The organism is Micromonospora sp. DT41, from assembly GCF_049841715.1.
GTDB classification, from domain to species: Bacteria; Actinomycetota; Actinomycetes; order Mycobacteriales; family Micromonosporaceae; genus Micromonospora; species Micromonospora profundi.
The window spans coordinates 229,896-249,721 of the sequence record NZ_JBNCKU010000010.1; the positions used below are offsets into that span (position 1 = coordinate 229,896).

Genomic DNA, 19,826 nt, shown 5'->3' on the forward strand with positions numbered 1-19,826 from the left:
CAACGAGCCCAGAAACGGCAATTCGGGCATGGCTCTCCGTCTTCGGCACGCTCTCCGGCCACAGCCGTTCGTGCGGCTCAGACGACGTGACGCAGATAACCGTCGATGGCCGCGTCCAACACCTCCGTACCCGGACGCGCCCAGACCTCGGCGGAGAAGACCTCCACCTCGATCGGACCGACATAACCTGCCCCGTCCACCGCCTCGCGCAGCCGACGGAGCTCGATGCAGCCCGCACCGGGCAGCGCCCGTCCGAGCAGCACCCCCTCCGGCAGCGGCGTCACCCAGTCGCAGACCTGGAACGCGGCGATCCGCGCGCCGGCACGCGCGATCTGCGCGTACACCGTGTCGTCCCACCACACGTGGTACGCGTCCACCACGACGCCGACCACCGCCGGGTCGAACCGCTCGGCGATGTCCAGTGCCTGGCCGAGAGTCGAGATCACGCACCGGTCGGCGGCGAACATCGGGTGCAGCGGCTCGATCGCCAGGCGCACGCCGGCCGCCGCCGCGTGCGGAGCCAACTCGCCGATCGCATCGGCGACCCGACGCCGTGCCCCGTCGACGTCCCGACTGCCCAGCGGCAGACCGCCGGAGACGAGCACCAGCTCCGGAGCGCCGAGCGTGGCGGCCTCCTCGATGGCCCGCAGGTTCTCCGAGCGCCAGTCGTCGGCGGAGAAGAAGCCACCCCGGCACAGCGACGTGACGGTGAGGCCGGCGTCGCGGACCAGCTTCGCCGACCGGGCCAGGCCGTACTCCGCCACCGGCTCACGCCACAACCCGATGCCGGGCACACCGGCCGCCACGCAGCCGGCCACCACGTCCGGCAGCGGCCAGCGCTGGGCGGTCGCCTGGTTGAACGAAAAGCGCTCCAGCCCGCCGGCGACCGGTGGTGAGTCCGCCGCCCCGCTCACTGAGCCAGACTCCGCTCGCGACTGCGGGGCTCGCAAAACCGGCTCACTCCTCGCGCTCACCGAGCCAGACTCCGCTCGCGACTGCGGGGCTCGCAAAACCGGCTCACTCCTCGCGCTCACCGAGCCAGCCTCCGTTCGCGACTGCGGGGCTCGCAAAACCGGCTCACTCCTCGCGCTCACTGGGCCACCCCCGCCACGGTGAAGAACGCTCGGGCCCGCGCTGCGGCCAGGTCGGCGTCGGGCAGCAGGCCCGCCGCGTCGGCCAGGGTGAGCAGGGTGGCCAGGTGCGCGGGTGACCGGCCGGACTGCGCGCCGCCGACCATCGTGAAATGGTCCTGATGCCCGGCCAGCCAGGCCAGGAACACGATGCCCGTCTTGTAGTGCCAGGTCGGCGCCGCGAACAGGTGCCGCGCCAGCGGTACTGTCGGCGCGAAGATCTCGTCGTACGCCGCCAGGTCGCCGCGATCCAGCGCGGCCAGCGCGGCGGCGGCGGCCGGTGCGATGGCCGCGAACACCCCGAGCAGCGCGTCGGAGTGGCCGACATCGTCGCCCCGGATCAGCTCCGGGTAGTGGAAGTCGTCGCCGGTGTAGAGGCGCACTTCGGCAGGCAGCCGGCGACGGAGTGCGATCTCCCGGCCGGCGTCGAGCAGCGACACCTTGATGCCGTCCACTCTGGACTGGTGCGCCTTGATCAGCTCGACCACCGTGTCGGCTGCCAGGTCCAGATCATCGGCACCCCAGTAGCCGGTCAGCGCCGGATCGAACATCGGGCCCAGCCAGTGCAACACCACCGGCTCGTCGGCGGCGGTGAGCAGCTCGTCGTACACCCGCAGGTAATCTTCCGGGCCGCGCGCGGCGGCGGCCAGGTGCCGGCTGCACATCAGCACCGGCCGGGCGCCGGCCGCGCGGACGTCGCCGAGCTGCTCGATGTACGCGGAGGTCACGGCGGCAAGGGTGGCCGGACCGGCGGGAAGCTGATCCGTGCCGACCCCGGCGACGATCCGCCCACCGACCGCGCGCGCTTCGGCGGCGCTGCGTCGAATCAGCTCCCGGGTCGCCGGATAGTCGAGCCCCATCCCCCGCTGGGCGGTGTCCATCGCCTCGGCGACCCCGAGCCCGTACGACCACAGGTGCCGGCGGAAGGCCAGCGTGGTGTCCCAGTCCACCGCCGCCGGGGTGCCCGGCACGTTTTCCGCGCCCGGGTCGGCGACGACGTGGGCCGCGGCGTACGCGATGCGGCTGGCGGCCGGCGTGGCCGGACGGTCGAAGCCCGCCCCGGCGGCCAGTCGGTGCCGTCGCCCACCGGGCAGCACCACCTCGGGTGCGGTCATGAGCGCAGCTCCGGCACCTCGACACGAACGCCCTCGCGGGCGGAGCGCAGCCCCAGTTCGGCGAGCTGGACGCCGCGCGCCCCGGCCAGGAAGTCCCACCGGAACGGCTCACCGGCCACGACGTGCCGCAGGAACGCCTCCCACTGCACCTTGAAACCGTTGTCGAACTCCTCGTTGTCGGGCACCTCGGTCCACTGTGCCCGGAAGTTCTCGGTGACCGGCAGGTCCGGGTTCCACACCGGCTTCGGCGTCACCGCCCGGTGCTGTGCCCGGCAACGGCGCAGCCCTGCCACAGCGCTGCCCTCGGTGCCGTCGACCTGGAACTCCACGAGTTCGTCGCGGAACACCCGCACCGCCCAGGACGAGTTGATCTGCGCGATCACCCCGCCGTCGAGTTCGAAGGTGCCGTACGCCGAGTCGTCGGCGGTTGCCGCGTAGGTGCGGCCGTCCTCGTCGACGCGCTCCGGCACGTGGGTGGCGGTGACGCAGGAGACGGCGTTCACCCGCCCGAACAGCTCCTCCAGCACGTAGTGCCAGTGCGGGAACATGTCGACGACGATGCCGCCGCCGTCCTCGGCCCGGTAGTTCCACGACGGACGTTGGGCGGGCTGCCAGTCGCCCTCGAAGACCCAGTAGCCGAACTCGCCGCGCACCGACAGGATGCGGCCGAAGAAGCCGCCGTCGATGAGCCGCTTGAGTTTGCGCAGGCCGGGAAGGAAGAGTTTGTCCTGGACGACGCCGGTGCGTACGCCGGCCGCGTCGGCGGCCCGCGCGAGGTCCAGTGCGGCGGCGGTGTCCTCGGCGAGGGGCTTCTCCGTGTAGATGTGCTTGCCGGCCTCGATGGCCTGCCGGATCGCCTTCTCCCGCTGTTGGGTGACCTGGGAGTCGAAGTAGATCTCGACGTCGTCGCGGGCCAGCGCTGAGGTGAGGTCGGTGCTCCACTCGGTCAGGCCGTGCCGCTGCGCGAGTTCCCGCAGCTTGGTCTCGTTGCGCCCGACAAGCACGGGTTCCGGCCAGATGGTCGTGCCGTCGGCCAACGCCACGCCCCCGGCTTCACGGATGGCAAGCAGCGACCGGACCAGGTGCTGCCGGTAGCCCATCCTGCCGGTCACACCGTTGACGATGATGCCGATCGACCTACGGGTCGTGGTCACGCGGAACCTCCTCTGAGCCCGGCGCAGCAGCAGGGGAGCCTGCCGGGCGGCGGTCAGGCAAACGCTTTCCCGGAAGCGTAGGCGGGCCGCACACGCCAGGCAAGGCCTTTCCTTGGTCCACGTCACACCCCTCGGGCCTGGCTGCGGGAAAGGGCTTTCACTGCGGTACCGTGGCGTTTCGGCCGGCACGGCGAAACGCCGGCAACAGAACGAAGGGGCGGCCATGGCGACGCTGTCCGATGTGGCACGACGAGCAGGCGTCTCGCCCGCCACCGCCTCCCGCGTGATCAACGGCAGCAGCAAGCCGGTCACCGACGAACTGCGCGAACGGGTGCTCGCCGCCGTCGCCGAGTTGCAGTACGTGCCGAACGCCCACGCCCAACTGCTGGCCCGCTCACACCGCAGCGCGGTCGGCGTGATCGTGCACGACGTCTCCGACCCGTACTTCGCCGAGATCACCCGTGGACTGCAACGCGTCGCCACCGACCGGGGACGGCTACTGATGATCTGCAACAGCTACCGCGACCCGGAGCGCGAGCTGGAGTATGTCGAGCTGCTGCGCGGCCACCAGGTGGCGGCACTGATCCTGGCCGGCTCCGGCTATCACGACGACGCGTTCACCCGACAGCTCAACGAGAAACTCGCCGCGTACGAGGCGACCGGCGGGCGGGTCGCGGTGATCGGCCGGCACGAGCACTTCGGCGACGCGGTGATGCCCGACAACCGGACGGGCGGCTACCTCGCCGGCCGGGAGCTGTGCGAGCTGGGCCACCGGGCGATCGGCGTGGTCGCCGGCCCACGCATCCTCACCACCACCACCGACCGGCTCGCCGGGCTCCGGCAGGCCCTCGACGAGCAGGGCCGCGAGCTTCCCGAACGACGCATCCGGTACGCCGAATTCGACCGCGACGGCGGCGCCGAGGCAACCGCCCGGCTGCTCGACGCCGACCCGGACCTGACCGCGATCGTGGCGCTCAACGACTCGATGGCGATCGGCACGCTCGCCACCCTTCGGTCCCGCTCGTTGGACGTGCCCCGGCAGGTCTCCGTGGTCGGCTTCGACGACATGCCGATCGCCCGGGATGTGACTCCGGCACTGACCACAGTGCGGCTGCCGCTCGTCGACATGGGGGTCCGGACGATGTCCATGGTGCTCGGCGCGCAGACGCCGACGCCCCGGGTCGAGGTGCTCCCCGCCGAACTGGTTCGCCGGGGCACCGCCGGCCCCGCCCCGCAGCACGGTCGGGACACCGCCGGCACGGCCTGACGGTCGGCACCGCTTGACGATCGGCACCGCTTGACGATCCGGCGCGGGTGGCGCCCGACGTGTGGTCGGACGCCACCCGAACCCGATCAGGGCAGGTCGATCGGGCGCAGCACCCGGTCCACTGAGTGCGCGATCTGCCGGTTGCCCTTGTTGACGTCGAAGGTGACGACGCGGGCGTCCCGGTCGTTGGTGTCGGCGTCGACAAGCCGCACCTGGCGGAAGATGTACAGGTAGGTGCGCACGTCGACCTCGACGGTCGAGCCGAGCGCAGTGGTCAGGTCCGTGCCGTCGGCCCGGACCGCCGTCCTGCGGTCGACAGTGGCGCCCGGCACCACGTGGTAGAGCAGCACGTTCTCCACGGTGTCGATGCCCAGGCCGGCGACGGCGCTGAACGCGGCGCTCTCACTCGGCAGCTTCGTGGCCTGCGTGATCTCGCGTACCAGCTGCTGGAACGCGGCGTCGGTCGGAATGAACGCGGTCAGAGCGACGGTGCCGTCGGTGAGCACCTTGACCGGCGAGTTGGGCTTGGCCTCCAGGACGGCCAGCACGGCGGCGGTCAGCACGTCGAAGTCCCGCGAGTTGCGGTCGAAGCCGCTGGTGTCCTTGGTGAGCACCTGGGCGAGGGACGTCGTGCCGAGCGGCTTGGCCTTGCCGGTCGCCGAAGCGGCCGGCACGGCGACAGCCGTGGTGGCCAGCGCGGTGGCCATGGCGCCCACGGCCATCCTGGCGGCGAGTCGTGCGATCTTCATCAGCGGGCCTTTCGTCGATGCGACGGATCCGTGACGTCTCGTCACGATCCATGCTTCGCACCAGGTAGGTCACCCGGATGCATCGACGGCCGAAAAAGTTCGACTACAGGCGCGCCATCAGGGGTACGCAGGCGCGCAGTTCTATGCCGTGATCGGGTAGCCCGGCCGATTGTGTTTCATCGATAAGCTCCCACCGTGACGCTCAAGGGAGCACTGACGTGGATTTCCACGGGCGGCGGCGGTCTTCTCATCGGGGCGGTGCTGGGCCTGCTGATGACAGTGGGCTTTGAGGATCCGCTCAAGAAACGCCTGCAACGGATTCGTCGAAGGAGCAGGCGGCTACGGCCGAGACGGCGGACACCGAACGTGGCGGAGTTCGAGTTCGGCGGTGTCACATCGCCTTGCATGATCGTGGCAGGTGACGGCACCGAGGCCATCAGGGAGGAGCTGGTGCATCTCGTAGTCAGTGACGAACCCCTTGAACTACCTGCGGAGTTGGCGGCATGGCGGTCGGAGATCGCCACTGAGGAGCAGGCAAAGAGGGCAGCTGGGGCACCGCATCACTGGAACGGCGACTGTTTCGCAGTCGAGGAGCTTGTTGAGGAGCGAACCGACCGCGACGAGGAAGTCGAAATCTTCCTTCAGCTACGACGAACCGACTACTACAGCTTCCTGGCCAGTCAGCACCTCGACAGGCGATTCAGGGACGGCACCACGCCGCGGAGCAGATGGATCGACCCCGTCGGCCACCGCCGGGCACCTGCGTTCATGTCGCTGAGCATCGGCACCAGCGTTCTGGTCATTACGACCGACCACCGTGTCCTGATCTGCCAGCGTGGCCCCAACGTCGGATCACGCCCTCTGCACTGGGGGGTTTCGGCAGACGAAGGGCTCAGCGCAAAGCTCGACTCCCCAAGTGGTCTTCCACCTCGGCTCCATGCCACCGCCCGCAGAGGGCTGTGCGAGGAGCTGTCCCTCGAAGACCATGAGTATCGCCTGGCCCTGCTCGGCTTCACCATCGACACCGAGCGTCACCAATGGGATTCGGTGTTCGTGGCGTATGCGCACGACCTCAGCTCAGAGCAACTCGATCGCCGCCTGCAACGAAGCGCAAAGGACCGTGGGCTGGAGATTGAGTCGTGGGAGTTCATTCCCTTCGATGTCCGGTCCGTTCTGCGGCGGCTGACCGGCGGACTGCCGGCGCGGGCCTGGACTCCGGTCGCCCCCGTCGCCCTTTATCTCGCCCTGGTCCACGAATATGGACGATGGCGAGTCGAACGGCTGGCGAGGAGCCAGTCGAAGCGCCTCCGTAGGTCGAGCTGAGGCGGCCGCGGGATCCCGTCCCGCGGCCGCCTCGTAGGTCAGCGCTGGCGCAGCGGTGCGAGCGCGGTGCTCCAGGCCACGACCTGGTCGAGGGTGACCCCGAGCGCGTCCTGCTGGTGCTGGTTGGGCGTGAAGACGCTGAAGTTCTCGAAGTCGGTGTAGAGCGAGAGCGCGACCTGCGAGCGTACGTCGGCCATCTGGAGCTCACCGGCGACCAGACGCAGGTGCTCGACGGCCCGCGCCCCACCCACCGAGCCGTAGCTGACGAAGCCGACGGCCTTGTTGTTCCACTCGGCGTAGAGGAAGTCGATGGCGTTCTTCAGTGCCCCCGAGGTGGAGTGGTTGTACTCGGGGGTGACCATCACGAACCCGTCGAACGACGCGATCGTCTCGGCCCAGCGCAAAGTGTGCGGCTGGGTGTACTGCCCCATCGCGGGCGGATACGCCTCGTCGAGGTGCGGCAGCTTGTAGTCGAGCAGGTCGATCAGCTCGAACTCCGCGTCGGAGCGTTGCCTGGCGACATCGAGGACCCAGCGGGCCACGGCTTCACCGTTACGCCCCGGGCGGGTGCTTCCGAGGATGATCCCGATCCTGGTCATGGTGTTGGCGCCTTTCCGAAAGGTTCGTGGTCTGCGTGCCGTCGAGAACCGTAGCCATTACTTGCTTGGTCAAGCAACAACAGCGCCCATGACCGTCGTCACACGGAGCGTGAGCACTTGCTCAATCAAGCAACTATGCTGAAGGGATGTCCGACAGCCCCGCCCGTCCACGTCCCCTCGCCCCCGACGAGGAGGCACTGGTCCGCGCCCTGGGCCAGATGATGTACGTGCTGCCCCGCACGATCGACGCCGACATGGCCAGTGACCGCCAACTGCCGCTGACCGAGTACACGGCGCTCATGAACCTCTCCGAGGCCCCGGAGCGGCGGATGCGCATGCACGAACTTGCCTCGGTCTGCCACCTCTCGCTCAGCGGCATGACCCGCACCGTGACCCGGCTGGAGACCCTGGGCCTGGTGAAGCGGGAACGCTGCGAGGAGGACGCCCGCGGCTGGAACGCCATCCTCACCGAGGCGGGCCTGGCCCGCCTGGAGGAATCCTGGCCGAGCCACCTGGCGGCCGTACGTCGGCGGTTCCTGCGGCACTTCGAGGGCCTGGACCTGGCTCAGTTGGCCCGCGCGTTCGAGCGGGTCGGCACGACCGACTGAGCCAGGTCGGGCTCGTCGTCAGGCGTTGGGCACGAGCCGCCAGCGGTTGTCGGCGCTGCCGTTGTCCGGGTCCTGCACGGCCTGCGCACCCCATGCCGTCGACCCGTTCAGGATGCCCAGCAGCTTGCCGCTGTTGACGTTGCGGATCTTGTAGGTGCCGTCCCCGTTGTTCACCAGGATCCACCGGTGGTCGGCGGTGCCGTTGTCGGCCCACTGGAGGACGCGGGCGTTGTCGGCGGTGGACATGTTCTCCACACCGAGGACCTTGCCGCTGTTGACGTTGCGGAACCGGACGGCGTCGCCGTCGGTCACCACTACCCAGTTGTGGTCGGCGGTGCCGCTGTCACCCCACTGCACGGCGAGCCCGCCGTCGGCCGTGGACATGTTCTGGATGCCGAGGACCAGGCCGGTACCGACGTTGACAAGCCGGTGACTGCCACCGCCGCTGCTGCCCGCGGTGTTCCAGTAGACGGTGTAGTTGAAGCCGTGGGCGTCCTGGAACGGACCGAGGTTGACCGTCGCCCCGTTCGCGGTGGCGGTGAACGCGAGCGAACTGGTGCTGGTCCGGGCGATGGACGAGACGGCAAGGGACGGAAGCGCGTTCAGTGTGGTGTTGCCGTAGTTGCCGCAGAGGACGCTCGGCCCGTACGTGACGGCGGCGACGGACGCGTTGTCGTTGGCGGCCCGCATGATCACCCGCATCGGCAGGCGCACAGTGACGGTGTCGCCCGCGGCCCAGGTCCGGGTGATCGTGGCGTAGCTGCCGGGCGTGGTGGTCACGGACTGCGCCACGCCGTTGACGCTGATCGTCGCGCCGCTTGTCCACGCCGGGATGCGGACCCGGATGCTCCACGAGCCGCTCATGGTGCCGGACAGGGTGAGCGTGGTGGAGTCGCTCACCGGATAGCTGGTGGCCTGGGTGACGGTGACGCCCCGCTGCGACCAGGTCAGCACCGACGGCACGAACAGGTTCACCGTCAGGGTCGTGCCGTTGTAGAAGTAGATGGAGTCCATCAGCTTCGTGTTGATCTCCAGGCCGGTGCCCTGGCAGCACCAGAACGAGTTGTAGTCGGTGCTCCAGGTGCCACCGCCCCACGCGGGACCCACGCCCCTACGCCCGCCCGGCCGCAGTGGGGTGAAGTAGGTGATGTGGCCGTGGCTGTCGGCGGGGTTCTGGCCGCCGATCAGGTGGTTGATCAGGGCGCGCTCGTAGAAGTCGAAGTAGTCCGTCCGGTTGGGGTCGAGCAGCCACAACTCGCGGGTCAGCTTGAGCATGTTGTAGGTGTTGCACTGCTCGCAGGTGTCGTTGCTGAGGTAGCCGGCGATGGCGTTCGGCGCCCGGAAGTGCTCCGCCTGGCTGTTGCCGCCGATGACGTACGTGTGCGCGCCGACAGTGATGTTCCAGGCGTTGGAGGCGATGTCGCGGTACCTGGTGGTGCCGGTGGCCTTGAACTCCCGTGCGGCGCCCACCCACTTGGGCACCTGCGTGTTGGCGTGCAGTCCGTTGAGCTGGTCCTGGTTGGCGGCCAGCGGGTTGAACACGGAGGCGTGGTCGAACCGCTGGGCGGTGGTGAGCCACCGCGCGTCGCCGGTCTGCTGGTAGATGTCGGTGAGCACCTCGTTCATGCCGCCGAACTCGGTGCCCAGCATCGACTGCATCTGGCTGGAGCTCAACCGGCTCGTCCGGGTGTCGACCCAGCCCGCCAGTGCCAGCAGCACCGTGCGTGCCTGGGTGTTGCCGGTGTAGCGCCACACGTCGAGCAGGCCGGCGAGGGTCTTGTGGATGCAGTAGTAGGGCACGTTGCCGTTGGACAGCGTCCGCGCCTCGAGCGCTGTGAAGTCGGACTCCGGGAAGCCGGAGAGGTAGCCCGCGCCGAACCCGGCAGCGCCGTTGTTCGCCTGGCACTTGGCCAGCTCGGCCACCATGTAGTTCGCCTTGTCCCGGCAGGTGGTGTCGCCGAGCACGGCGTACCCGTGTGCCCAGGCGGTCAGGAAGTGCCCCTGCATGTGGGTCCGGAACGGAAACGACGGCGCGTCCCAGCCTCCGTTGGTGGCGGCGCCGTTCGTCGACAGCCGGTGGTTGGCCCGGAAGTTGTAGAGCAGCCGGTCGACGTCGACGAAGCGCAGGTAGTTGAGGGTGCGGTTCTGGTTGTCAAGCCAGCGGCCGGTGGTCAGTCGCACCTGACCGAGCTCGAAGGGGTAGGCCCCGACGCCAAGGTCGGCGCGCGCCGGTGGGACGACGGCAGCGGCGGCGGGGCCGGCGCCCAGGACGGTTCCGCCGGTGGCGGAGATGACGGCAGTGGCGCCGGCGGCTTGCAGCACGCGGCGACGACTGATGGGCAGGGGTGACATGGAACCTCCACGGAGAGCGCAACAGGCGACGGAGCACAGCCGGGCGGGACGGGGCTCGACAGGGCGGTCAGACGCGAGCGTTAGCGCTCACATCCGTGTCCGGCATGTTACGGCCGATGGCCGCTTTCATTCAAGACAATGAGTGTGGTTCGACCGTTGATCAGCGCTGTTACCCGTGGTGATGCACCGGCGCCGTCGGTGTTATCGATAACACGAGCGACTCAGGCGGACAGCCTGCCGGCCTCGACCAGAGCCCAGGCGAGCAGCCCGAACGCGACGGTCGACGCGACGGCACGGACCACGTTGGCGCGTACCCATGGCGTCTCGAAACGCTCCCGGAGCGCCGCGGGATCAGCGACCCGGTCGATGTCGCCGGCTCGGGCGAGCACGTTGTTGAGCGGCACGTTCACCACTGCGGTCAGGCCGAGCACCACAAGGTAGGACAGCAGCCCCGCGACGATCCACGGCAGCACCGCCCGGTGTCCGGCGTCCAGGTGCAGCGCCGCCGCAAGAAGCGTGAACACCAGCGCGCCACCGAAGCAGACGGCGAACCATCCGTTGAGGATGGACTCGTTTATCCGCTGCATGGCGAGCACAAGCGTGCGGTCGTCGGTGCGGCGAAGACCCGGCATCACCGCGTAGGCGAACGCGGTGAACAGGCCTGCGGTCAGACCGGTGGTGAGGGCGGCGGCGAGAAGGCTCGCGGTACGGAGGAGACCCATGCCCACCACACTGCACCACCGGACGCAGGCGGTGTCAGCGGCGTGGGGCGTGGGCGGCCAGCGGGTTGGTAAGGGTGCCGACGAACTGGAGCGCTGCCGACGGGTCGGCGAGGTCGATCATCTGCTTGTTGTTGCGCAGTTGCAGCCGGTTGAGGCAGGACAACGTGAACTCGGGTGCGAACAGGTCGTAGTGGCGTACCCGCTCGGCCAGGTGCGGCACCCGGTCGAAGTAGTCGGAAGCGCAGGCCGCTACCGTCCGCCAGAAGTCGTCCTCGGGCAGCACTCCGGCATCGACGAGCACCGCGTTGAGGTGCCGCAGGAAGCAGTCGACGACGTCGGTGAAGATGGTCAGCAGCTTGGTGTCGTCGGGCACCTCGACCCGGATCCGCTCCACCGCCTCGGGCAGGACGACGTCGGCGCTCAGCACGGCGATCTCCTCGGCGATGTCCTTGAAGATCACCCGCTCGACGGTGTCGTTCTCGTCGAGGACCAGGATGACGTTCTCGCCGTGCGGCATGAAGGCCAGGTCGTGGGCGTAGAAACTGTGCAGCAGCGGGGTGAGGTAGGCGTCCAGGTAGCGACGCAGCCATACCTGCGGCGCCAGCCCCGACCGGGCGATCAGGGCCGCCGCCAGCGAACCACCGTCATCGTCGACGTGCAGCAGCGCGGCCATCGTGGTCAGTCGTCGCCCCGGCGCGAGGCCCGGCACCGGGCTCTCCCGCCACAGGGCGGCGAACATCTTCCGGTACGGGGAGGTGCGCTCGGTGGCCGCCTCGTACTGCCGGTGCCGGTAGCCCACCGCGGCCCGCTCCCGGATCACTGTCAACCCGGTGCCGGCAAGCACCTCGTCGCCCGCGATCAGGTCGGCAAGCCAGTCGTTGATCGCCGGAGTGGCGGCCATGTACGCGGCGGACAGCCCACGCATGAAGCCCATGTTGAGCACCGACAGGGCGGTCTTGACGTAGTGCCGGCGCGGCTCGGTGACGTTGAAGAACGTACGGATGGACTGCTGGGCAAGGTACTCGTCCGGCCCGGGGCCGAGGTGCACGAGCCGGCGCTCGGCGAGCTCACCGGCGAACGTGACAGCCAGCTTGTTGAACCACTGCCACGGGTGCGCCGGGATCAGGTGATAGTCGGCGAGGTCCAGGCCGAGACCGGCCATCGTGGCCGCGAACCGGTCACGGGTCGACGCGTCCAGCTCCCCCTCGATCAGGGTGTCGTAGTCGAGGTCGGCGGCGCTGCTGAACGTCGAGTGGTCCCGGTGCGCTGCCAACCACTCCAGGCGGACCGGCGCGGCGGCCTCCGGGGCGTACCTGTGGTATTCGTCGACCCCGAAGCCGAGCCGGCCGTTGTTGGCCACGAAGCAGGGATGCCCCTCGGTCATCGACGTCTCGATGGTCTGGAAGTCGGCCACGGCCAGCTCGGCGGCGCTCGGCCCGGCCTGGGCCAGCTTGTACGCGGCGCCGGCCAACGTGGAGGTGATCTCCTCCAGGTAGACCGGCAGCACCTGCGCGGAGAGTCCGAGGGTGCCGCGCAGCTCGACGATGAGATCCACCGCGTCGGGCGGCAGCGGAGCGCCGTCGCGGTGCCGGATGATGCTGTCGGCGTCGATCTGCCAGTGCTCCAGTGCGAGCAGCCGGGCGGCGAACCGGTAGGTGACAGTGCCGTCGTCGCTGCGGACCTCGTACCACTGCCGGTCGTCGTCGCCGGGCACCGGCTCGGGCGTGATCAGCCGCTCGTGGGTGAACTCGGCGAGCGCCTTGCGGACCAGCAGCCGGTTGGCCCGCGCCCAGCGCTGCGGCGTGAGGTGCCCGACCGGGTCGTCGGCGACGGCCGGCGCGGACGGTGACGCGGGAACGGCGGTGGCGGTCACGCCTGGGCTCCTTCGAGGTCGATGACGGCGGCGTGGAACTGGGCCCTGGTGCAGACGCTGAGCAGCGCGTCCTTCTCCGGCTTGGCGATCTGACCGACGACCTCGAAGCCGACGGCGGCGTTCAACGCGTGCACTGCGGTGTTGCGCACGTCCGGCTCCACCACCACCCGCCGGGTCGCCGGGTCGGCGAAGAGCCACGCCAGCACTGTGGTGATCACCGCGCGGGTGAAGCCGTGCTCCGGGGCGTCGGTGGGCGCGCAGAGGAAGTGCATGCCCACGTCGCCGGGCTGGTTGTCGTAGAGCCCGACCAGCTCGACGTGGGCCGGGTCGTAGCGCTCGGCGAGGAAGGCGGGCCTCCCCCGCCACAGCCCGAGGTACGCGTCGTGGTGCGGGTGCTCGGCGATGCGCCGGTACTCCGTGGCCACGGCTGCCTCGTCGGCGTCCTGCATCAGCCAGAACGCCGCCTTCGGGTTCGTCACCCAGGCGTGCAGCAGCGCGACGTCGCCGTCCGGATCGAGGGTACGCAGCGCGAACTCGCCGAGCCGCCCGTCGGTGCGGGTGAAGACAGTGGTCACGACGTCGTCACCCCGAACTCCTGGAAGGTGATGCTCTTCTCGATCGGGTAGTGCTCCCGGCCGAGCAGCTCACGGATGATGAAGGAGTTGCGGTACGGGCCCATGCCCAGGTCGGGCGAGGTGATGCTGTGCGTGTGGGTGCCGGCGTTCTGGAGGAAGATTCCCCGGCCGGTGTGGTCGATGCTGTAGTTGCGGGCCACGTCGAAGCGGCCGTGCGCGTCCCAGCGGATCCTGTCGCGCACCGGCGCGAGGAACTCCGGCACCCGGTAGTGGTAGCCGGTGGCCAGCACCAGCCCCTCGGTACGCAGTGTGAAGTCCCGTTCCTGCTCGACGTGCCGCAACCCCAGCGTGTACTCCCCATCGCTGTGCTCGGCGCTTACCAGCTCGGTGTTCGTCAGCAGCCGGGTGTTCACCGGACCGTCGACGCTGTGGGCGTACAGCATGTCGAAGATGTCGTTGATCAGGTCGGCGTTGATCCCCTTGAACAGGCCCTTCTGCTCGGCCTCCAGCCGGTAGCGGGTGTCCTCGGGCAGCGCGTGGAAGTAGTCCACGTAGTCCGGTGAGGTCATCTCCAGCGTCAGCTTCGTGTACTCGAGGGGGAAGAACCGCGGCGAGCGGGTCACCCAGTTGAGCTGGTAGCCGTACCGGTCGAGGTCGCCGAGCAGGTCGTGGTAGATCTCGGCGGCGCTCTGCCCGCTGCCCACCACAGTGATGCTGCGCTTGGTGCGCAGCGCGTCCCGGTGCTCCAGGTAGCGCGAGTTGTGCACCGCGTCGCCGGGCAGCCCGTCCACGGCGGCGGGCAGGTGCGGTGGGGTGCCGGTGCCGAGCACCAGGTGCCGGGCGCGGTACTCGACGCTCTCCCCCGCGCTGGTGTCGGCCCGCACGACGTACTGCTCGTCGGCAGCGTCGTACTCGACTGTGGCCACTGTCTGACCGAAGCGCAGGTTCGGCAGCTTCGCCGCAGCCCACCGGCAGTACGCGTCGTACTCACTGCGTAGCGGATAGAAGCTCTCCCGAATGTAGAACGGGTAGAGCCGGCCGATCTCCTTCAGATAGTTGAGAAAGGAGTACGGCGACGTGGGGTCTGCGAGGCTTACCAGGTCGGCGATGAACGGGGTCTGCAACCGGGCCGACTCCAGCAGCATGCCCGGGTGCCAGGCCAGGCTGGGCCGGGCCTCCAGGAACACGCCGTCCAGCTCGTCGATCGGCGCGGTGAGACACGCCAACCCCAGGTTGTACGGGCCGAGCCCGATGGCGACGAAGTCGTGGGTGGACATCCGGGCCTCCCGGCGCGGTTGCGAGGTCACGGGGTCGGTCAACGCGGCAGCCTGCTCGGCACCGGCGTCAGCCGACATGGCAGGCCAGGTCGGCGGCGGTGCGCTCGGCCACGTACCGGCCGGCATGGGCGGCGATCAGTTCGAGGACGTGGCCCACATCGTCGACGGTGGTGGCCGGATTGAGCAGCGTGAACTTCAGGAAGTGCCGGCCGTCGACACGGGTCCCGGCGACGAGCGCGGCACCGGAGGCGGCAAGCGCCTCCCGGGCGTACAGGTTGGCCCCGTCGGCCAGGTCGCGACCCGGACCGGTGGGCAGGTAGCGGAAGACCACTGTGCTCAGCTCGGAGCGGGTCACCACCTCGAAGCGTGGATCCTCGCTTACCAGTTGCCAGGCGTCCGCAGCCCTGTCGACCACCTCGTCGAAGAGCGTGCCGAGGCCATCCGGGCCCATGACCCGCAGCGTCAGCCACAACTTCAACGCGTCGAAGCGGCGGGTGGTCTGCAGGCTCTTGTCGACCTGGTTGGGGATCTGCTGTTCCACCATCCGCGCCGGGTTGAGGTAGTCGGCGTGGTAGGTGGCGTGCCGCAGCACCCGCCGGTCGCGCACCAGCAGCGCGCTGGAGCTGACCGGCTGGAAGAACGACTTGTGGTAGTCCACTGTCACCGAGTCGGCCCGCTCGATGCCGTCGAGCAGGTGCCGGCGCGTCGGTGAGACGAGCAGACCGCAGCCGTACGCGGCGTCCACGTGCAGCCAGACGCCGGCCGCCGCGCAGATCCCGGCCAGTTCGGCGAGGGGGTCGATGGAGCCGAAGTCGGTGGTGCCCGCGGTGCCGACGACAGCCATCACCACCTGCCCGGCCTGCCGGCACCTGTCGATCTCGTCGCGGACGGCGGCGGGCTGGATCCGCCGCCGCGCGTCGGTGGGCACCGCTACCACCGCGTCCGGGGCGAGACCGAGCAGCTTTGCCGATTTCTGCACGCTGAAGTGGCCGGCGGCGGACGTGAGCACGCGCAGCCGGGGCAGCAGCTCCGCGCGGGCCGCCGGGGTGAGCGCCGCGGCGCACGCCTCCTCCCGGGCCAGCAGCAGCGCCTGGAGGTTCGACTGGCTGCCCCCGCTTGTGAACACGCCGTCGGCGTGCGGGCCGAGGCCGACGCGGGCGGCGGTCCAGTCGATCAGCCGTCGCTCGATGAGGGTGGCGCCGGCACTCTGGTCCCAGGTGTCCAGTGAGGAGTTCACCGCGCTGAGCACCGCCTCACCCAGCAACGCCGGGATGACCACCGGGCAGTTGAGGTGGGCCAGATAGCGGGGGTGGTGGAACCAGACGGTGTCGCGCAGGTAGACGTCCTCCAGCTCGTCAAGTGCCGCGCCCGCGTCGCCGAGGGGCCGGTCCAGGTCGACCCGGTCGACGACGGGGGCCAGGTCGGCGGGGGTGATGCCCGTGGCAGGCTGCTGCACTGTGGCCACCCGCCGGACGACCCGGTCGACACCGTCGGCGATCGTCCGCCGGTAGTGCTCGACCGAGCCGTCGTGCAGCAGCTGCGCCCGCGCACCGGCCAGTGTCCCCGGCGGCCCGGCGGCCGGCCACTGTGTGGCCGGTGCCGGTGGAATGCTCTCGGCGGGGTACGTCGGCACGGTCACGTGTCCTCCACGTTCTCGACGATGGGCAGCCGGAACCCTCCCCCGTCGCGGTCACGCGCCCGGGGGTCGTACTGCCTTGTGGGATGTGTCGCCGCTCAGACGCGCCGTCGCGTCAGCTGACCTTCTTGGCGTTCTTGATCGCGGTGGCCAGGTTCTCCAGCAGCGGGGCGGCACCGGCGTACGAGAAGCGGGGCACGGCGTCCCACGGGGTCACCTGGTTGGCCTTGACCGCCGGCAGCTGACCCCAGGTGGGCTTGGCGGCCAGGTCCTTGGGCTGAAGCGCTGTGCTGCGGTTGTCGAGCAGGATCAGGTCGGCTGGGAACTTGCCGGTGTTCTCCCAGCTCAGCGCCTCGAAGTAGTCGCCGGATTCGAGCTTGTTGGGCACCACAATGTCGACGCCCAACTCGGCGAAGTACATCAGGTCGGTGCTCACCTTGGGGTTGGAGACGTAGAACAGGTCGGGGCTGCCGGAGCAGGCCATCACCTTGATGCCGGGGTTGGCCTTGACGGCCTGGCGGACGCTCTCGGCGGCGGCCTCGAAGCGGGTCTTCGCGTCGGTGACCTTCTTGGCGGACAGGTCCGCGCCGAGCGACTCGGCCAGGGCGGCGTACCGCTCGATGGGCTTGGTCATCGGTACCCGGGCCGTGGTGATCGCGACGCTTGGCGCGAGCGGCAGGATCTTGTCCTTGCTCTCGTCCGGCACGTACCAGAGGGCGTCGGGGTCGTACATGTGCGTGACGAGCAGTTCGGGGCGCAGGCCCGCGTACTTCTCGACACTGAACTCGCCCCACACGTTGCCGAGGATCTCCACGGACTCGACGTTGAGGTCGCCAGCCTGCGGGTCCGTCGTGCCGTCGGCCCGCTTGGTCTCACCGAACACGCCGACGATCTGCTTGTCGAGACCGAAATCGACAAGTGCTGCGGCCACCCCGGTGAAGGCCACCACGCGTGCCGGGCGGGCCGCCGCCTCGACCTTCTTGTTGCGGTCGTCGGTGAACGACCAGGGGCCACCGGTGTTGCCGGCGGCGGGCTTCGCGTCGTCGTCCTTGCCGCAGCCGGCGAGCAGAGCGGCAAGGGTGGCGGCGCCTCCGGCGGCCAGCAGGCCACGGCGGGACAGGCGACGGGCGGACAAAGATTCGGGCATGGTGTCGTCTTTCGATCAAGGGACGGCCGGGGTCGACCGGGACAGCGGGCTTAGGTTAGCCTAACCTCGGACATTGTCAACAGCGGTACGCCGTGTCGCCACACCCCCGGAGTTCACCCTGGACGCCACACCGTCCGTCAGCACCCTGGCGCGATCCGCGCCCGGGTCGACGGCATCACCGACCGCGCCGCAGCCGGCGCGGCGCTCCCGCCAGGCGGCACGCGCCGCCGGCCTGATCGCCGCCGTGGCGTTGCTCGGCGTCGTCCTGGTGCTCAGCATCGCGGTCGGCGCCAAGTCCCTGCCGCTTGCCGACGTCTGGTCCGGGCTGCTGGACCGCGACGCCGCCGAGTACGCGGTGGTGCACCAGATGCGCCTGCCCCGCACCCTGCTCGGATTGCTTGCCGGCGCGGCGCTCGGCATGGCCGGCGCGGTGATGCAGGCCCTCACCCGCAACCCACTTGCCGATCCCGGGCTGCTCGGCATCAACGCGGGCGCGTCCGCCGCAGTGGCCACCGCCGCCTTGCTGGGCGTCACCGCCATCGGCGGGTACGTCTGGTTCGCGCTCGCCGGCGCAGCGGTGGTCACCGCCCTGGTCTACGCCGTCGGCGGCGGACGTGGCGCCACCCCGGCCCGCCTCGCGCTGGCCGGCGCGGCACTCAACGCCACTCTCTACTCGTACGTCAGCGCGGTCATGATGCTGGACACCGCGTCACTGGACCGGCTGCGGTTCTGGACGGTCGGCTCGCTGGCCAGCGCCGACGCCGCGACAGTGACCCGGGTGGCACCGTTCATCGTGGTCGGTCTGCTGGTCGCCCTCGCCGCCGCCCGCCCGCTGAACGCCCTCGCGCTCGGCGACGACGCCGCCCGTGCGCTGGGCGCTCGACCCGCGCTCATCCGGGTGGCAGTCATCGTCGCTGTCACACTGCTCTGCGGCGCGGCGACCGCGGCCTGCGGCCCGATCGTCTTCGTGGGACTGCTGGTGCCCCACCTCGTACGCGCCCTGACCGGCCCCGACCTGCGCTGGCTCCTGCCGTACTGCGCGGTGCTCGCGCCGGTGCTGCTGCTCGGCGCCGACGTGCTGGGCCGGGTGCTCGGCCGGCCCGGTGAGCTCCAGGTGGGCATGGTGACAGCAGTGCTGGGCGGCCCGCTCTTCCTCTGGCTGGTCACCCGTTCCCGGGTGGCGCACCCGTGAGCGGGCCGGGCGTTTCGGCGCGGCAGGCCAGCGCGCAGCGCAGCGGAGCGGCGACATGACTGTCATCCGTACCCCCGGCGGGTTGTCCCTGCGGTTCCGCCCCCGCGCGCTTGCCGTCGGCGCGGGCGCCGCAGTGCTCGCGGCCGGGCTCGGCCTGGTCGCGCTGGGCAGCGGCGACTACCCGATGGGTCCCGCCGACGTGCTGCGCACCCTGGGCGGTGACGGCACCGCGGCCGAGCAGTTCATCGTGAACGAGCTGAGACTGCCCCGGCTGGTCACCGCCCTGCTTGTCGGCGCGGCGCTGGCGCTGTCCGGCACGATCTTCCAGTCGCTTGTCCGCAACCCGCTGGGCAGCCCCGACATGCTCGGCTTCACCCAGGGCGCGTCGACCGGCGCGCTCGTGGTGGTCGTGCTCGGCGGCAGCAGCATGGCCCTGGCCGGCGCGGCGGTCGTCGGCGGGCTCTGCACCGGCCTGCTGATCTACACACTCGCCTGGCGACGCGGCGTGCACGGCTTCCGGCTCATCCTCGTCGGCATCGGTGTCGCCGCGATCCTCACCGGAGTCAACGGCTACCTGCTGACCCGGGCCCCTCTGATGGATGCCGCCCGCGCGGTGCTCTGGCTCACCGGCAGCCTGGACGGGCGGGGCTGGGCCAACGCCGGGCCGCTGCTGGTCGTCACCGCCGTACTGACGCCACTGGTGCTCGTCGTCTGCGGCCCCGCGCTGCGGATGATGGAGTTGGGCGACGACACGGCAAGCGCCCTCGGGGTGCCCGTGCGCCGGCTGCGTCTCGTCCTACTCGCCGCAGCGGTGCTCCTCGTCTCGTTCTCGGCGGCCGCCGCCGGCCCGGTGTCCTTCCTGGCGCTTGTCGCGCCGCACCTGGCCAAGCGGCTCACACGGTCGCCCGGCCCGAACCTGCTGCCGTCGATGGCCCTCGGCGCGGCCCTGATGGTCGGCGCCGACCTGCTGGCGCAGCGCGCGTTCACCGAGCACCAACTCCCCGTCGGCGTGGTGACCGGGATGATCGGCGGCGGCTACCTCGTGTGGCTGCTTGCCGTCGAACGCCGGGCAGGTCGGCTGTGAACACCCGCGACAGCCTCGAAGGA

At 70.1% G+C, this 19,826-nt stretch carries 17 protein-coding genes; 5 read left to right on the plus strand and 12 right to left on the minus strand.

Features of this window, described 5'->3' with window-relative positions; translation table 11 throughout:
- Positions 1-77 precede the first annotated feature (77 nt).
- From ACLQ23_RS20420 to ACLQ23_RS20430, 3 genes are all read right to left on the minus strand, one after another.
- Positions 78-875, minus strand: coding sequence for a sugar phosphate isomerase/epimerase family protein (locus tag ACLQ23_RS20420; protein WP_355589434.1), 798 nt, complete (start codon positions 873-875; stop codon positions 78-80).
- Between the two features lie 215 nt (positions 876-1,090).
- The gene (locus ACLQ23_RS20425; RefSeq protein ID WP_355589056.1) at positions 1,091-2,245 is read right to left on the minus strand and encodes a dihydrodipicolinate synthase family protein; all 1,155 of its coding nucleotides are present in this window, start codon (positions 2,243-2,245) and stop codon (positions 1,091-1,093) included.
- On the minus strand, positions 2,242-3,345 hold the full coding sequence (locus ACLQ23_RS20430) for a Gfo/Idh/MocA family protein (protein ID WP_355589432.1): 1,104 nt from the start codon (positions 3,343-3,345) through the stop codon (positions 2,242-2,244). The genes ACLQ23_RS20425 and ACLQ23_RS20430 overlap by 4 nt, the downstream gene beginning before the upstream one ends.
- 277 nt (positions 3,346-3,622) lie before the next feature.
- Between ACLQ23_RS20430 and ACLQ23_RS20435 the strand changes: the two genes are divergently transcribed.
- Complete coding sequence (locus tag ACLQ23_RS20435; protein WP_355589054.1) at positions 3,623-4,666, plus strand: LacI family DNA-binding transcriptional regulator; 1,044 nt, start codon at positions 3,623-3,625, stop codon at positions 4,664-4,666.
- A gap of 86 nt (positions 4,667-4,752) precedes the next feature.
- Here the strand turns inward: ACLQ23_RS20435 and ACLQ23_RS20440 are convergent, their stop codons facing one another.
- A complete protein-coding gene (locus ACLQ23_RS20440) occupies positions 4,753-5,415 on the minus strand; it encodes a fasciclin domain-containing protein (RefSeq protein ID WP_355589052.1) in 663 nt (220 codons plus the stop codon).
- A gap of 195 nt (positions 5,416-5,610) precedes the next feature.
- Between ACLQ23_RS20440 and ACLQ23_RS20445 the strand changes: the two genes are divergently transcribed.
- Positions 5,611-6,738, plus strand: coding sequence for a hypothetical protein (locus ACLQ23_RS20445; RefSeq protein ID WP_355589051.1), 1,128 nt, complete (start codon positions 5,611-5,613; stop codon positions 6,736-6,738).
- 38 nt (positions 6,739-6,776) lie between these two features.
- Here the strand turns inward: ACLQ23_RS20445 and ACLQ23_RS20450 are convergent, their stop codons facing one another.
- The gene (locus ACLQ23_RS20450) at positions 6,777-7,337 is read right to left on the minus strand and encodes an NADPH-dependent FMN reductase (protein ID WP_355589049.1); all 561 of its coding nucleotides are present in this window, start codon (positions 7,335-7,337) and stop codon (positions 6,777-6,779) included.
- A 146-nt stretch (positions 7,338-7,483) separates the two neighbouring features.
- Between ACLQ23_RS20450 and ACLQ23_RS20455 the strand changes: the two genes are divergently transcribed.
- On the plus strand, positions 7,484-7,945 hold the full coding sequence (locus ACLQ23_RS20455; RefSeq protein ID WP_355589047.1) for a MarR family winged helix-turn-helix transcriptional regulator: 462 nt from the start codon (positions 7,484-7,486) through the stop codon (positions 7,943-7,945).
- An 18-nt stretch (positions 7,946-7,963) separates the two neighbouring features.
- Here the strand turns inward: ACLQ23_RS20455 and ACLQ23_RS20460 are convergent, their stop codons facing one another.
- The 7 genes from ACLQ23_RS20460 to ACLQ23_RS20490 all read right to left on the minus strand — a co-directional run bounded on the left by ACLQ23_RS20460 (position 7,964) and on the right by ACLQ23_RS20490 (position 17,527).
- Positions 7,964-10,297, minus strand: a complete 2,334-nt coding sequence (locus ACLQ23_RS20460) for a beta-L-arabinofuranosidase domain-containing protein (RefSeq protein ID WP_355589045.1) — start codon at positions 10,295-10,297, stop codon at positions 7,964-7,966.
- 221 nt (positions 10,298-10,518) lie between these two features.
- Entirely contained in the window at positions 10,519-11,019 is a 501-nt protein-coding gene (locus ACLQ23_RS20465; protein WP_355589043.1) for a DUF1772 domain-containing protein, read from the minus strand.
- Between the two features lie 34 nt (positions 11,020-11,053).
- Positions 11,054-12,892: an IucA/IucC family protein gene (locus ACLQ23_RS20470; protein ID WP_355589041.1), complete on the minus strand. Its 1,839-nt coding sequence runs from the start codon at positions 12,890-12,892 to the stop codon at positions 11,054-11,056.
- Complete coding sequence (locus ACLQ23_RS20475; RefSeq protein WP_425735212.1) at positions 12,889-13,467, minus strand: GNAT family N-acetyltransferase; 579 nt, start codon at positions 13,465-13,467, stop codon at positions 12,889-12,891. The genes ACLQ23_RS20470 and ACLQ23_RS20475 overlap by 4 nt, the downstream gene beginning before the upstream one ends.
- Positions 13,464-14,744 (minus strand): lysine N(6)-hydroxylase/L-ornithine N(5)-oxygenase family protein, encoded by a 1,281-nt coding sequence (locus ACLQ23_RS20480; protein ID WP_355589430.1) that lies wholly within the window; start codon positions 14,742-14,744, stop codon positions 13,464-13,466. The genes ACLQ23_RS20475 and ACLQ23_RS20480 overlap by 4 nt, the downstream gene beginning before the upstream one ends.
- A 67-nt stretch (positions 14,745-14,811) precedes the next feature.
- Entirely contained in the window at positions 14,812-16,383 is a 1,572-nt protein-coding gene (locus tag ACLQ23_RS20485) for a pyridoxal phosphate-dependent decarboxylase family protein (RefSeq protein WP_425735213.1), read from the minus strand.
- Between the two features lie 112 nt (positions 16,384-16,495).
- Positions 16,496-17,527, minus strand: a complete 1,032-nt coding sequence (locus ACLQ23_RS20490) for an ABC transporter substrate-binding protein (RefSeq protein WP_355589037.1) — start codon at positions 17,525-17,527, stop codon at positions 16,496-16,498.
- A 145-nt stretch (positions 17,528-17,672) separates the two neighbouring features.
- Between ACLQ23_RS20490 and ACLQ23_RS20495 the strand changes: the two genes are divergently transcribed.
- Together ACLQ23_RS20495 and ACLQ23_RS20500 are read left to right on the plus strand one after the other, a co-directional pair.
- On the plus strand, positions 17,673-18,719 hold the full coding sequence (locus tag ACLQ23_RS20495) for a FecCD family ABC transporter permease (RefSeq protein WP_355632492.1): 1,047 nt from the start codon (positions 17,673-17,675) through the stop codon (positions 18,717-18,719).
- Between the two features lie 55 nt (positions 18,720-18,774).
- Entirely contained in the window at positions 18,775-19,803 is a 1,029-nt protein-coding gene (locus ACLQ23_RS20500; RefSeq protein ID WP_355589035.1) for a FecCD family ABC transporter permease, read from the plus strand.
- The last annotated feature ends 23 nt before the right edge of the window (positions 19,804-19,826 follow it).